We start from the raw sequence: 13783 nt of genomic DNA on the forward strand, positions 1-13783 counted from the left end.
CGTGAGATCAGGCGGGTTTGGCGGAGCCGCAGGCGACCGGCGGGCGCACCGCGACCAGCCCCTTGGCAAGAAGTTTGAAGAAGAGCGCGGGGTCGTCGCCGAACACGACCAGTGCGCGTCCATCGGCATCGGTTTTGAGCGGATAGGCCCCGGCCTCGCGCACACGCGCGGAGAAGGCAGCTGGCGGCTCGCCGGTGATCGAGACCACTGCGATCTGCCCGCGCGCAGGCGGCGCGACCATCACTGCCGCGATTGCCAGCGGCAGCATAACGATCTGAAATATCGGGAGGAAGCGACCCACGCCCTGGATTCCGGCTCTTCAAAAAGATTGAAACTGCCGGTTTACCTAAGGAAACGGGGTAAAATCAGGGTTAATGCTGAGCCGCTTCCACGTCCCTTATCCGGCCGGCTTCACGAACTTCATCACGAAGCGGTCGGTCTTACCGCGGACCGACGGGTCGAAAACGCTGGTTTCGTAATCGTCATCGGGATTGGCGAGCATGTCGCTCTGCGCTTCGAGGACGAAACCGGCTTTCTCGAAATCGGCTTTGACGACGGAGGGAGCGATCCGGTGTGTTTCCTCCACGATCGCGCGCGTGTCGCCTTCGCTCCCCGCATGGTCGATCACCCCGACCACTCCGCCCGGCTTCATCACGGAATAAAGACCCGCGAGAAATGCGGCAGGGTCCTGTCGTGAAACGGAATACTCTTCCGATTCCCAATAAAGGTCGTGGTAGTTAAGGTTCATGATCGCGAAGTCGAACCGGTCGGCGCCGGGAGCTAATTTTTCGAAAGGATAGCGTTCGAGCGCGATGCCGGGTTCGCGTTCGCTCAGCGCGGTCCAGGCTTCCTCGTTGAAGAACTGTTCGGGTTCGAGGGCGGTGACACTGCCGCTGTCGCCCACTGCCCGCGCGAGGATTTCTGCCCAATAGCCTCCGCCGGAAATCACATCGGCGGCATCGTCGCCTTGCTCGAGGCCAAAAAAGGCGAGGATTTCGGCAGGCTTTCGCCCTTCATCGAGTTCGCGGGCGCGTTCGGGCCGCGCTTCATTGGCGACGGCTGCGCCGAGCGCCTCGGCCGACACGGTCTGCGCGGCGGCGACCTCCTCGGTGTTTTCACTGGCGGGCTGCGAACAGGCAGCCAGCGCCAGGGCCAGAGCGTTGGTCAGGATAAGGTGCGCTTTCATGGTATTCTCCCCTTTACATGTGAAGGGGAGCTTGAACCCTTGGCCCGCGGTGGAGAACCCCGGCGCCCTACGCTGGTCGAGCGAGCGGCGACGCTGGTCGAAGTTTAAGGCTTGCCGCCCATCCGCTTGTAGCGTGTCTTGCCGTAGCGGGTCTTGCGCGTGCCGGGCCGACCAGCATCGCTGCGGCCGACGCGGGGGGCTTTCTTTTCCTCCTCACCAAGGCCGAGCTCGTCGTTCTCAAGGCGGCGGATTTCGTCGCGCAGGCGGCCGGCCTCCTCGAATTCAAGATCGGCTGCGGCAGCGCGCATTCTCTTCTCCAGATCCTCGATATAGGCGCGCAAATTGTGGCCGACGAGATTGTTGCGCTCGTCGTCGCCCGTGTCCACGGTAACGCCGTCCTGTGATGCGGTATGCGCGACGATGTCGGCGATGTTGCGCTTGATCGTGCGCGGCGTGATACCGTGTTCTTCGTTATAGGCCTTCTGCTTTTCGCGGCGGCGGTCGGTTTCCGCCATTGCTCGCTCCATGCTGCCCGTCACACGGTCGGCATAGAGGATCACGCGGCCTTCGACGTTGCGCGCGGCGCGGCCGATGGTCTGGACGAGGCTGGTCTCGCTGCGCAGGAAACCCTCCTTGTCGGCATCGAGGATGCAGACGAGGCCGCACTCGGGAATGTCGAGCCCTTCGCGCAGGAGGTTGATGCCGACCAGCACGTCGTAAACGCCAAGGCGCAGGTCGCGGATGAGTTCGATGCGCTCCAGCGTTTCGACGTCGGAATGCATGTAGCGCACCCGCACGCCCGCTTCGTGCATGAACTCGGTTAGGTCCTCTGCCATGCGCTTGGTCAGCGTGGTGACCAGCGTGCGATAGCCCAGCTTGGCGGTCTTCTTGCATTCCTCGATGCAGTCTTGGACCTGGTCCTCGACCGGCTTGATCTCGACCGGCGGGTCGATGAGGCCGGTGGGGCGGATGACCTGTTCGGCGAAGACGCCGCCAGTCTGCTCCATTTCCCACGGACCGGGCGTGGCTGAAACACAGAAGGTCTGCGGGCGCATGGCGTCCCACTCGTTGAACCGCAGCGGGCGGTTGTCGATACAGCTGGGCAGGCGGAAGCCGTATTCGGCCAGCGTCAGCTTGCGGCGATGGTCTCCGCGCGCCATCGCGCCGATCTGCGGTACGGTCTGGTGACTTTCATCCACGAAGAGCAGCGCGTTTTCGGGCAAATATTCGAACAGCGTGGGCGGCGGTTCGCCGGGGAGTCGGCCGGTAAGGAAACGGCTGTAGTTCTCGATCCCTGCGCAAGAGCCGGTGGCGGCAATCATCTCGAGGTCGAAATTGGTGCGCTGCTCGAGCCGCTGCGCTTCCAGCAGCCGGCCTTCCTCGTGCAATTCCTTGAGCCGTTCCTGCAGCTCGAATTTTATGGCCTCGCTGGCCTGTTTCATCGTCGGGCCGGGGGTGACGTAGTGCGAGTTCGCATAGACGCGCACCTTGTCGAGGCTGGCGCCCTTCTTGCCGGTCAGCGGATCGAACTCGCTGATCTCTTCGATCTCGTCGCCGAAGAAGCTGATCCGCCAGGCCATGTCCTCGTAATGGCTCGGGAAGATCTCGAGATTGTCACCGCGCACACGGAAATTGCCGCGGGCGAAGGCGGCATCGTTGCGCTTGTACTGGAGGGCGACGAGCTTGCGGATCAGCTCGCGCTGGTCGACCGTGCTCTCCTTCACGATGTCGAAGATCATCGCCGAGTAGGTCTCGACCGATCCGATACCGTAGAGACATGAAACCGAGGCGACGATGATCACGTCGTCGCGTTCGAGCAGCGCGCGCGTGGCCGAATGGCGCATCCGGTCGATCGCCTCGTTCACCGAGCTTTCTTTCTCGATATAGGTGTCGCTGCGCGGCACGTAGGCTTCGGGCTGGTAATAGTCGTAATAGCTGACGAAATACTCGACCGCGTTTTCCGGGAAGAAGCTCTTGAATTCGCCATAGAGCTGCGCGGCGAGGATCTTGTTGGGCGCGAGAATCAGGGCAGGGCGCTGCAATTCCTCGATGACCTTGGCCATGGTGAAGGTCTTGCCCGAACCGGTTACGCCGAGGAGGACCTGCGTCTGCTCGTCCTCCTTCGCGGCGCCGACGAGTTCGCTGATCGCGGTCGGCTGGTCGCCACTGGGTGTGTAGTCGGACACCAGCTTGAACGGCCGGCCACCCATCGACTTTTCGGGGCGCGCGGGCTTGTGGGGGACGAACTCGCCGGTGGTATCGGGTTCTTCGAGGCCGCGGCGGATGACGAGTTCTGACATGCGCGCACATATGGGGAACGTAGGGCATTGCGGCAATAGCAAGTGCCTGTGTAGGGTCGCGAACTCCATGCACGACCGCCTCAACCCCCGCACCATCGGCAGGCTGTTCGACGATCCCGCGCGCGGACGCGGGATTGCGCTGCAGGTCTTCGCCCCGTGGAACAGGCTGTGCTCGGTGCAGGTGCTGGAAAAGGGCGATGCGGTGGCATTCGACTACCTCCGACGCTGGATCGATGGTGAGCAGCTTGACGGGGGCTTCCCGATTGCCGGCCTGACGCTGGTCGAATGCGCCGCGGCGGGCCTGATCCTGCGCGAGGAGGACGAGGCGTGTTCAGGCGAACCGCAATGGCATCCCGGAGCTGCGCTGGTCGACCAGCTCAGCCAGGCTGCAGGCGACCTCCTGAGGGATGGAGTAAGTGTTGGCCCGCCTCCGCCTGCCGATCTTGCATCTTCGGGGCTGGTGGAAATCCCGCACTGTCTGGATCACCCCACTCAAGAGGTTCTGCGCGAATGGTACGGCGCGCTGTTCGATGGCGGCTGGACGCGGCCCGAGAAGGAGGGATGGAGGCTCGCCACGCACGGCGATCCGGTCGGGCGCGAACTGGGCGAAGCCATGCTTCCCGCAATCGAGCAAATTGCGGGCGAGGAACTGCGCTTCAGCTATTGCTTCGCCGTCGAATATGGCGAAGGCCACGGCCTCGCCCGCCATGCCGACCGCGAACAGTGCCAGATATCGGTGACCGTTCCGATCGAATACCTGCCCGCCGCAGAAGGCGACTTTCCATGGCCGCTCGCCTTCTACCGCGATGGCAAGCGGGAAGAGATCGTCACTCGGCCCGGCAACGCGTTGGTGTTCCTCGGACAGGATATCGAGCACGAGCGCGAGCCGCTGCCAGCCGGGCACCGCGCAAGGGGCCTGTTCCTCCATTATGTCCGGCCGGACTTTTCCCTCCCGCTCGACTGACTTTCAGCGGTTGCGCCAGCGGGCGTTGCTGCTAGCGTCGCCCCCGCACCATTCAGGGGATCATAAATGCTTCGTATCGTTACAGTTGCCGCCGCCGCTCTTGCTCTTGCCGCATGCTCTTCGAGCGACGACGTCGATGCCGATGGCGATGGCACGGTGTCCGCCGAGGAGGCGAAGAACGCGGCGGCCAAGGTCCGCCCGCTCGAGCCGGGCGAATACAAGATGAGCATGGAACTGGTCGAAATCGTCGATCCCACGATGAGCGAGGAAGAAATCGCACAGGCACGCAAGTTCTTCTCCGCGATGAGCGGGATGGCCCCTGCCAAGTGCCTTTCGGAAGAGGAAGCCAGCGAGGGCATGACCGGCATCGCCGAAGGCTTGCAGAAGGGCGATTGCACCACCGACAAGCTCACGGCCAATTCCGACGGCATGCAGGGCGAAATGACCTGCAAGGGCGACAATGGCCCGGCCAAGGTGACGATCGACACCACCTCCACCGGCACGGAATCGATGATGACCATGAGCGTTACCGAACCGACCGGCGAAGGCAGCGACAAGAAGGTCACGATGAAGATCGGCATGACCCGCACGGGCGATTGCACGCCGAATAGCTGACGTCGTTCAGGAACCCGCCATCGCTCCGGCGCATTATTGCCGGACGATGGCAACACTACCGTTTTACGAAACACGCGCGGAATGGGGGCGCAGGCTTGCGCTGGCGGCAGAACCTTGCGCCGACGACGCACGCCCACCGCGTTTCGGCCTGTTGTTGCAGGAACTGCTGTGGCCGGTGCTTCCCTTCATGCGCCGGTTCGAACCGGAGCTTGTGGTACGGCCCGCCCTTCGCCCGCAAACGGTCATGCTCCTGCCCGGTTTCGGCGCCCATCCCATTCGCATGCGCTGGATGGCACGCAAGCTGGAACGGGCCGGGCACGAGGCCAAGAAATGGGGCCTCGGCTACAATCTCGGCGCGAACAAATGGCGCTTCAAGCGGGTCGAGAAACGTCTCAAGAAACTCTACAAACGCAACAAGCAGCCTGTCACGCTGGTCGGTTGGAGCCTTGGCGGCGTGATGGCGCGCGAACTGGCGAAAAAACATCCCAAGAAGGTGGCTAAGGTCATCACGATGGGCTCTCCGTTTTCGGGCAGTCCGCGTGCGAACAATGGCTGGCGTGCTTACCAGGCGATTGCGGGCCACCGGGTGGACGAGCCGGAAATCGACACGGTCGTTTCCGAAAAGCCGCCGGTCGAAACGGTCGCCTTCTGGAGCCCGCGCGATGGCGTGGTTGCGCCCAAATGCGCCTGTGGCAAGCCCGAGGAGCGCGATCGTGCGGTGGCGCTGCGCTGCACGCACATGGGTTTCGTGATGACCAACGAGTCCATGTCGGCGCTTCTTTTGGAACTGGACCGCGCCTGATTCCTTTTAAGAAGTAAGAGAGTGCGGCGTCCTGCCGTGCGGGACCGACTTTCAGGGGACACATGACCGGCTCTGCCGACTTCTTCAACGAGATGCGCGAGCCCGATGGCAGTGTGCGCTCCGCCTACTCCGATTATTGCCAATGGTACGACGGGCAGGACCCCAAGCTCCTGCGCCGCAAGCATGACGAGGCGGAAACCAACTTCCGCAAGACCGGCATCACCTTCAACGTCTATGGCGAGGACGAGGCCGAAGAGCGGCTGATCCCCTTCGACATGGTGCCCCGGATTATCGATGCTGGCGAATGGCGGCGGCTGAGCCGCGGGATCGAGCAGCGCGTATCTGCGCTCAACGCCTTCATGCACGACCTTTATCACCGGCAGGAAATCGTGCGCGCCGGAAGGCTGCCCGAGCGGCTGTTGCGCAATAACGAGGCCTGGCTGCCCAATATGGTCGGCTTCACCCCGCCGGGCGGGGTCTACACCCACATCGTCGGCATCGATCTCGTGCGCACCGGACCGGACGAATTCTTCGTGCTCGAGGACAATGCGCGCACACCGTCGGGCGTCAGCTACATGCTGGAAAATCGCGAAACCATGATGGCGATGTTCCCCGAACTGTTCCTGCGCTGTCCGGTGGAAAGCGTGTCGGACTATCCGCGCCGCCTGGCCAAGAGCCTCGCCGCCTGCGCGCCCGAATGCGCCGAGGAGCGCCCCGTAGTCGCGGTGCTTACGCCCGGCATCTACAATTCCGCCTATTTCGAACATGCCTTCCTTGCAGACCAGATGGGCGCCGAGCTCGTCGAGGGCAGCGACCTTCGCGTGGTCGATGGGCGCGTGGCGATGCGCACGACCAGCGGCTACAAGGCGGTCGACGTTATCTATCGGCGCGTGGACGACGAATTCCTCGACCCGCTCACCTTCAATCCCGACAGCGTGCTTGGCGTGCCGGGCATCATGGATGTCTACCGCGCGGGCGGCATAACCATCGCCAACGCGCCCGGCACCGGTGTGTGCGACGACAAGGCGATCTATTCCTTCATGCCCGAGATCGTAGAGTTCTACACCGGCGAGAAACCGCTGCTGCCCAATGTCGAGACTTGGCGCTGCGCGGACGAGGACAGCCTCAAATACGTGCTCGACAACTTGGCCGAGCTGGTGGTGAAGGAAGTTCACGGATCGGGCGGCTACGGCATGCTGGTCGGGCCCGCCTCGACTAAGAAGGAAATCGAGGAATTCCGCGCCAAGATCGTCGCCGATCCCGAAGGCTATATCGCGCAACCGACGCTCTCGCTCTCGACCTGCCCGATCTTCACCAAGAAGGGCCTCGCGCCGCGCCATGTGGATCTGCGCCCCTATGTCCTGGTCTCGCCCGACAAGATCGACATTACGCCCGGCGGCCTGACCCGCGTGGCGCTTAAGGAAGGCTCGCTGGTGGTAAACTCCAGTCAGGGCGGCGGGACCAAGGACACATGGGTGCTAAAAGACTGATGCTGGGACGGACTGCCAACGGCCTCTTCTGGATGTTCCGCTATCTCGAGCGGGCCGAGAACACAGCGCGCCTGCTCGACGCAGGGCTTCGCATGGCACTAACCCGCGACCTTGTGACGGCAGAGGAAGAATGGCGCTCGGTCATCGCGACCTCGGGCCAGAAGACCGCCTATGAGGCAAAGCACGCGAGTTACACCGGCATGCAGGCATGGAACTTCCTGCTACGCGAAAAAAGCAACCCGGCCAGCATCCTGTCGATGTTCGGCCTCGTCCGCCAGAACGCGCGGCTGGCCCGTAACGCGATCAGCGGCGAGCTGTGGGAAGCGATCAACGAGAACTGGCTGATCATCGACGAGCAGCTGGCCAAGCCAGTTGGCGAGAACCGCGTGCTCGACACGGTCAAGACTATTCGCCGTGCCGGTACCATGGCGCGTGGGGCGCTGCAGGGTTCGATGCTGCGCGAGGAGGGCTATCACTTTGCGCTTGCGGGCATGTTCATCGAGCGCGCCGATGCCATCGCGCGCATTCTCGATATCAAGTATTACCTGCTGCTGCCCTCGCTTTCTTACGTAGGTTCGAGCCTCGATACGGGGCAATGGGACACGGTGCTTCGCTCTGTCTCGGGCGACCGCGCCTATCGCTGGCTCAACGCGGCGCAGGTCGATGCGCGCGGGATCTGCGAATTCCTGATCCTCGACGACCGCTTTCCGCGCAGCCTTGCTTTCTGCCATTCGGAACTGCGTTCGAATCTCGCCGCGCTTGCACGGATCCATGGCAGCGAGGGAGAGAGCAATGCGCTGATGCGCGATGCCGATACGCGGCTAACCAATCTGACGATCGACGAGATTTTCGATCAGGGGCTGCACGAATTTCTCGTCGAATTCACCTCCTGCAATGCAGCGATCGGCAATGCCATTGCCCAAGATTACAGGTTCCTTGCCTGATGCGCTTATCCATCCGCCACACCACCCGCTATCGCTTCGACACTCCGGTAATCCATGCGCTCCAACGCCTGCGCCTGACGCCGAAGGAAACGCAAGGGCAGGAAATCCTCGAGTGGGAGATGGAATACGAAAACGCGCATGAAGAGCTGACCTATGAGGACCAGCACCACAACACCACGACGCTGGTCGGAGTGGAGCCGGAAACGAGAGAGGTCACCATCACCTGCCGCGGCAAGGTCGACACGAGTGATCATGCGGGCGTGATCGGGCGCCATGCCGGGCATCTTCCGCTCTGGAGTTTCCTTTCGCAAACGCGGCTGACGCGTCCCGGGCCAGGAATGAAGAAGCTCATCGCAGACCTCCGGAATTTCGACGGCGAGCGGCTGGACATGTTGCACGAACTGTCCCGCAGCACTCTCGCGCGCGTCGAATACCAGATCGGCAAGACCAACTGGAACACCAGCGCCGAGGAGGCATATGCGGCCAAGAACGGCGTGTGCCAGGACCACGCCCACATCTTCATCGGCGCCGCGCGGGCGATGGATGTGCCGGCGCGCTATGTATCGGGCTACCTGATGATGAACGACCGGATCGAGCAGGAAGCGACTCACGCCTGGGCCGAGGCCTATGTCGAGGGGCTCGGCTGGGTCGGCTTCGACATTTCCAACGGCATCAGCCCGGACGAGCGCTATGTCCGCGTTGCCACGGGGCGCGATTATCGCGATGCCTCGCCCGTGACCGGCATCAGCTTCGGCAATACGAGCCAGATGCTGGAAGTCGACGTCGAGGTCGAACAGCAGCAAGTACAGCAGCAGTAACGAAAGAAAAACAATGACCTATTGCGTGGGAATGAAGCTCGACAAGGGCCTTGTGCTGATGAGCGACACGCGCACCAATTCGGGCGTCGACAATATTTCGGTCTTCCGCAAGATGTTCACCTGGCAGGTGCCGGGCGAGCGTATCATCACACTGATGACGGCGGGCAACCTCGCCACCACGCAGGCGGTCATCAGCCAGCTCGAAGAGCGCACCAAGGAACCCGACGAGCGGGACAATATCCTGCTGAAAACGCCGACCATGTTCCAGGTCGCGACCGAAATCGGCAACCTCATGCGCGGTATCATCGGCGACCGGCAGGATGCCAACGGAGCGCGAGGGAAGGGCCGCTTCACGGCCTCGATCATCGTGGCTGGCCAGATCAAGGGCATGGAGCCGCGCTTGTTCATGGTTTACCCGGAAGGAAATTTCATCGAGGCCAGCCTCGACACGCCCTTCTTCCAGATCGGCGAGACCAAATATGGCCGCCCGATCATCATCCGCGGCTACGACCGACAGATGAGCCTCGAGGACGGGGTCAAGCTGCTGATGGTGAGCTTCGATTCCACGCTAAAGGCTAATCTGTCGGTGGGACTGCCACTGGACCTGCAGGTAATCGGGCGCGACACCTATGAAGCGAGCCACCAGCACCGCGTCGGCCATGACGATAGTTACTTCTCGGCGATTTCCGCAGGGTGGGGCGATGCGCTGAAAAATGCGTTTCACTCGCTGCCGGACTACAGTTTCTATCGCCCGGAAGACTGATCGGCCCGGCATCGATCCGGGATGTATCCAATACGGACGGATCGATTTACGCCTGGAAAGGCTAGGGAATGTAATTTCCAGCCGGATTTAGGACCATATCCGTAGTGTTACGGAATGCGCAGCCCTCCGGATTGTGACTATGAATCCGGCCATGGAACAGCGACTTACCCTTCATATCGTGGATGGTTCGTGCCGCTCGCGGGCAGAGCAGGCTCGCCTCGGGTTCGAAATGGGCCATCACTGCGAAATCTACTCCGATGTTGCGGAACTGATGACGCTTCCCCCCGAAGACGGCATTGTCCTTGCCCGCGATGATCACGGGGAGGGGTGCGCTGCAATCGTGCTGCGGGCGCTCGGCGATGCGGGGATATGGATACCCGTGGTGGGGACTTCGGTAGAACCGCGGCCGGGCCAGGTCGTCACCGCGATCAAGGCCGGTGCTCTGGATTATTTGCGTTTGCCGCTGCGGCAGGAAAGGCTTGGGGAGACGGTCGCACGGATCAGGCGCGAGGCGATCGCCTATGGCGAAGCGCGCCGCAAGATGGTCGAAGCGCGCAGCCGGATCGCCAGCCTGTCGCCTCGCGAACGCGAAGTGCTCGACTGGCTCGCCGAAGGGCGCAGCAACAAGATGATCGCGCGCGAGCTGCATATCAGCCCGCGAACGGTCGAAATCCACCGCGCCAACATGATGACGAAACTGGGCGCACATCATGCCGCCGAAGCCGTGCGCCTCAGGATAGAAGCCCACCTCGACGGCGGACAACGCGTGCAGGTGGGATAGAACTTACCGGACCCTTCGGATCGCAACCGGCCCCGGACAAATCGCTTCAGCGGCAGAAGCTGCCGTTGCCGTGCTCGAGATGCAAATGGTCGTGATGGGCCGCATTGTAATCGGGACCGAGCACGGTGCCGAAGCGCTTGCAGGCGCTGCGGTGGACCACGCGCAGGAACTCGCGTTCCTTCTCGCTGGCATTCCACCCGTTCTTCACGCTGATGCGCCGCCCGTCGGCCAGGACGAAGGCGCCCACGTCGACCGCCTCGGCGCGCGAATGGGCGGACAAGCGTCCGGTCCCCGCAACGTTGCGGCAGGAATAGCTGCCCATGGTCTCGATCCTTACTAGCGGGCTGCCGAGGATCTGGCGCGCTGCGCGATCGACGCCGTAACGCGCCCAGCCAGAGAAAATATTGGCCAGCGGGCAGGCGAGGGGGCCGAGGTTGGTCACGGTAAGCGGGCCGAGATCGCCGCCCACGCGCTCTAGCTGGACGCTGTCGAGTGCCTGGCAACCTGCACCATAATACTTGTCTGAAAGAGGTGCGAATTGCGCACCGCTGGCGCTCAGCTCGCTGACACACTGGCGTGCGGCGGGCTTTTCCCAATTGACCGATCCACTTCCGCTGCTGGCGGGCGCGCGGGGTACGGGTTCACGAGTGTCCGGAGCTACGCCGCATCCTGCCAAGGCAAAGGGGAGAGAGAAAACCAGGGCAGTGATGCGGCGCATGCAGGGCCATTTAAGGCGGATATGGTTAACACCGCGCTAACGACGATCGCAAAAATTGCGATGGACACGAATCATTTAGCCTATTAGCTAAATAGCTATGGCGAATGTATTCGATGCCCTGTCCCATCCTATCCGGCGCGAGGTGCTGGAGCTGTTGAAGCACGGTGGAATGACTGCAGGCGATCTGGCGGACCATTTCCCGGTTTCGAAACCGACCATGTCTGGGCACTTCGCCAAGCTGAAGGCCGCTGGCCTGATCCTCGGTGAAAATCGCTCCGGCAGTATCGTCTACACGCTCAATATGTCGACGCTGGAAGAGGCGCTGCATGGCTTCATGAACCGGATGGATATGCACCGCGGGGCATCCGGCGCCGACCCACGCAACGGAGAGAGGATATGAAAACCGTGCGGCCCTTGGTGGCCAGCCTGGCGCTCGCCGCGCTGATGGCGATATTCGCGTTTGTAACCGCGGAGCGGCTGCCCGCAGACGCCCTGCTGCCGACGCACTGGAATGCCAGCGGCGAGCCCGACAAGTTCTCGGATGCGTTGACGGCGCTGCTGCTGCCCGCCTTTCTTGCGGGCGGTATAGCCTTGCTGTTGGCCGTGATACCTCGGATCGAGCCGCTGCAGGATAAGCTCGAAGGATCGGCCCCGCTGCTGCGTGCAGCCTGGATCGGCGTGATGCTGCTATTCGTCCTCATCCAGCTGACGATCGGCTTGCCCGCGTACGGTATCGACATGCCGGTCAATGCCATAATGCTCGGCATCGGGCTGTTGCTGGTGATGATCGGAAACGCCCTGCCCAAGAGCAGGCCGGGCTTCTTTGTTGGCATTCGCACGCCATGGGCGATCCTCGATGAGGACAACTGGATTGCTACGCACCGCCTCGGCGGCAAGCTGATGATGCTGGCCGGGCTGGCAATCGTTGCGGTCAGTCTCTCTCCCGCGAGTGCCGAAACGATTGGCATCGTTGTTCTGGCAGCCGTTTTTGCAGCGGCGCTGGTGCCATTCGCCTATAGCTGGTGGATCTGGCAAAACCGCACGAAAACTTCGGACTGAGGAGTTTGCCAATGAGAACCGCGCTCGCTTTTGCCCCCCTCTTCGCTTTGCTCGCGGCCCCGCTGGCGGCACAGGAAGAACTCAGGGTCACGCATGATGGGCTCATGGGCGACCTTGCCGGAACACTCCTCGGCGATCTCGATGAGACGCGGAAACTTGTGCTCATCATTCCGGGTTCGGGCCCCACCGATCGCGACGGAAACAATCCGCTTGGAGTAAAGGCCGCGCCCTATCGCCTGCTTGCAGAAGCTCTGGCGGAACACGGCATCGCCTCCGTGCGGATCGACAAGCGCGGCATGGCCGGAAGCAAGAACGCAGTGGTCAACGCCAATGACGTGACGGTCGAGGATTATGTCGATGATGTCGAAGCGTGGACCCGCCAGCTGGCCGAACGCAGCAGTGGCGAATGCATCTGGGTGCTGGGGCATAGCGAAGGCGGACTGATAGCCATGGCCGCCGCCGCGCGCGATCCCGTTCCCTATTGCGGCCTGGTGTTGGTTGCGGCTCCGGGAAGAAACCTTTCGGAAATTATCCGCACTCAGATTGCTGCCAATCCCATGGCCGAACCCTTGCTGCCGCAGGTCGATGACATCATTGCGCGCCTATCGGCAGGTGAGACGGTGCCTGCCGAAGACATACACCCCGGACTGCTCCCCCTCTTCGGACCCCAGGTGCAGGGACTCATTTCCAGCCTGTTCCGGCAAAACCCATCGGAACTGCTCGCCTCACACGAGCTTCCGGTGCTTATCCTCAATGGGGACAAGGATATCCAGACGCCTGATGAAGATGCCGAACTGCTCGCCTCTTCGCGCAGCGATGCGCAGCTTGTCGTGCTACCCGGCGTCAATCATGTGCTGAAGCGGGTGGAAGGCGATGATCGCGAAGCCAATATCGCGACCTATGCTGACCCTGACTTGCCACTCGCCCCGGGTGTTGCGGATGCGATCGTGCAATTCATCGATCAGGCGTCCTAGTCGGGCGCTGCGACTTGCTCCCAGAGCTCGATCTTGATCCCGTCGGGGTCGAGCAGCCAGGCAAACTTGCCATAGCCTTCATCGACGCTGTCGAGGATTTCGACCCCCTTGTCTTTCAGCTGCGCGACGAAAGTGTCGAGATCGTCGACGCGCAGGTTGATCATGAAGCCGCCCGTGCCCGGCTTGATATACTGGTCGTCCTTGAAGTGGCTGATGAGCGAGTAGGGCGCCTCGCCCGTCTCTTCGCTCCAGCTAAGCTGCGGGCCGTATTCCCCGTCGATGCCGAGCGTTTCGCGGTACCATGCCCGCGTCGCCTCGGGATCCTTCACGACGTAGAAAACACCGCCCAGTCCGGTAACTTTCGCCATC

Annotated in this window: 16 protein-coding genes; 11 read left to right on the forward strand and 5 right to left on the reverse strand. The window is 62.3% G+C overall.

Annotated features, from left to right (window positions below; genetic code table 11):
* Window positions 1–7 precede the first annotated feature (7 nt).
* The 3 genes from K3178_RS03565 to uvrB all read right to left on the reverse strand — a co-directional run bounded on the left by K3178_RS03565 (window position 8) and on the right by uvrB (window position 3486).
* Window positions 8–268 (reverse strand): hypothetical protein, encoded by a 261-nt coding sequence (locus K3178_RS03565; protein WP_221569996.1) that lies wholly within the window; start codon window positions 266–268, stop codon window positions 8–10.
* A gap of 129 nt (window positions 269–397) precedes the next feature.
* On the reverse strand, window positions 398–1186 hold the full coding sequence (locus K3178_RS03570) for a class I SAM-dependent methyltransferase (protein ID WP_221569997.1): 789 nt from the start codon (window positions 1184–1186) through the stop codon (window positions 398–400).
* Window positions 1187–1290: 104 nt separating this feature from the next.
* Entirely contained in the window at window positions 1291–3486 is a 2196-nt protein-coding gene (gene uvrB, locus K3178_RS03575) for an excinuclease ABC subunit UvrB (RefSeq protein ID WP_221569998.1), read from the reverse strand.
* 67 nt (window positions 3487–3553) lie between these two features.
* On the opposite strand from uvrB, the gene K3178_RS03580 reads away from it, so the two are divergent.
* The 8 genes from K3178_RS03580 to K3178_RS03615 all read left to right on the forward strand — a co-directional run bounded on the left by K3178_RS03580 (window position 3554) and on the right by K3178_RS03615 (window position 10663).
* A complete protein-coding gene (locus K3178_RS03580) occupies window positions 3554–4450 on the forward strand; it encodes a hypothetical protein (protein WP_221569999.1) in 897 nt (298 codons plus the stop codon).
* Between the two features lie 66 nt (window positions 4451–4516).
* The gene (locus K3178_RS03585; RefSeq protein ID WP_221570000.1) at window positions 4517–5065 is read left to right on the forward strand and encodes a DUF3617 domain-containing protein; all 549 of its coding nucleotides are present in this window, start codon (window positions 4517–4519) and stop codon (window positions 5063–5065) included.
* Between the two features lie 46 nt (window positions 5066–5111).
* On the forward strand, window positions 5112–5867 hold the full coding sequence (locus tag K3178_RS03590) for an alpha/beta fold hydrolase (protein ID WP_221570001.1): 756 nt from the start codon (window positions 5112–5114) through the stop codon (window positions 5865–5867).
* Between the two features lie 62 nt (window positions 5868–5929).
* Window positions 5930–7357 (forward strand): circularly permuted type 2 ATP-grasp protein, encoded by a 1428-nt coding sequence (locus K3178_RS03595; protein WP_221570002.1) that lies wholly within the window; start codon window positions 5930–5932, stop codon window positions 7355–7357.
* A complete protein-coding gene (locus tag K3178_RS03600) occupies window positions 7357–8301 on the forward strand; it encodes an alpha-E domain-containing protein (protein ID WP_221570003.1) in 945 nt (314 codons plus the stop codon). The genes K3178_RS03595 and K3178_RS03600 overlap by 1 nt, the downstream gene beginning before the upstream one ends.
* Complete coding sequence (locus tag K3178_RS03605) at window positions 8301–9119, forward strand: transglutaminase family protein (RefSeq protein WP_221570004.1); 819 nt, start codon at window positions 8301–8303, stop codon at window positions 9117–9119. The genes K3178_RS03600 and K3178_RS03605 overlap by 1 nt, the downstream gene beginning before the upstream one ends.
* 13 nt (window positions 9120–9132) lie before the next feature.
* Window positions 9133–9882, forward strand: a complete 750-nt coding sequence (locus K3178_RS03610; RefSeq protein ID WP_221570005.1) for a proteasome-type protease — start codon at window positions 9133–9135, stop codon at window positions 9880–9882.
* Between the two features lie 151 nt (window positions 9883–10033).
* Entirely contained in the window at window positions 10034–10663 is a 630-nt protein-coding gene (locus K3178_RS03615; protein WP_221570006.1) for a response regulator transcription factor, read from the forward strand.
* Window positions 10664–10709: 46 nt separating this feature from the next.
* On the opposite strand, the gene K3178_RS03620 is transcribed toward K3178_RS03615, so the two are convergent.
* On the reverse strand, window positions 10710–11381 hold the full coding sequence (locus tag K3178_RS03620; RefSeq protein ID WP_221570007.1) for an extensin family protein: 672 nt from the start codon (window positions 11379–11381) through the stop codon (window positions 10710–10712).
* Between the two features lie 97 nt (window positions 11382–11478).
* On the opposite strand from K3178_RS03620, the gene K3178_RS03625 reads away from it, so the two are divergent.
* The 3 genes from K3178_RS03625 to K3178_RS03635 are packed head-to-tail and all read left to right on the forward strand — an operon-like array spanning window position 11479 to window position 13414.
* On the forward strand, window positions 11479–11781 hold the full coding sequence (locus K3178_RS03625) for a metalloregulator ArsR/SmtB family transcription factor (protein ID WP_221570008.1): 303 nt from the start codon (window positions 11479–11481) through the stop codon (window positions 11779–11781).
* A complete protein-coding gene (locus K3178_RS03630; RefSeq protein ID WP_221570009.1) occupies window positions 11778–12440 on the forward strand; it encodes an SdpI family protein in 663 nt (220 codons plus the stop codon). Before K3178_RS03625 ends, K3178_RS03630 begins: the two co-directional genes overlap by 4 nt.
* Before the next feature lie 11 nt (window positions 12441–12451).
* Window positions 12452–13414, forward strand: coding sequence for an alpha/beta hydrolase (locus K3178_RS03635; protein ID WP_247713500.1), 963 nt, complete (start codon window positions 12452–12454; stop codon window positions 13412–13414).
* Here K3178_RS03635 and K3178_RS03640 read toward each other — a convergent pair.
* The gene (locus K3178_RS03640; protein ID WP_221570010.1) at window positions 13411–13782 is read right to left on the reverse strand and encodes a VOC family protein; all 372 of its coding nucleotides are present in this window, start codon (window positions 13780–13782) and stop codon (window positions 13411–13413) included. The two genes, K3178_RS03635 and K3178_RS03640, sit on opposite strands and share 4 nt — an antisense overlap.
* Window position 13783: the final 1 nt, after the last annotated feature.

Origin of the sequence: Qipengyuania sphaerica, assembly GCF_019711595.1 — a bacterium.
Taxonomy (GTDB): Bacteria; Pseudomonadota; Alphaproteobacteria; order Sphingomonadales; family Sphingomonadaceae; genus Qipengyuania; species Qipengyuania sphaerica.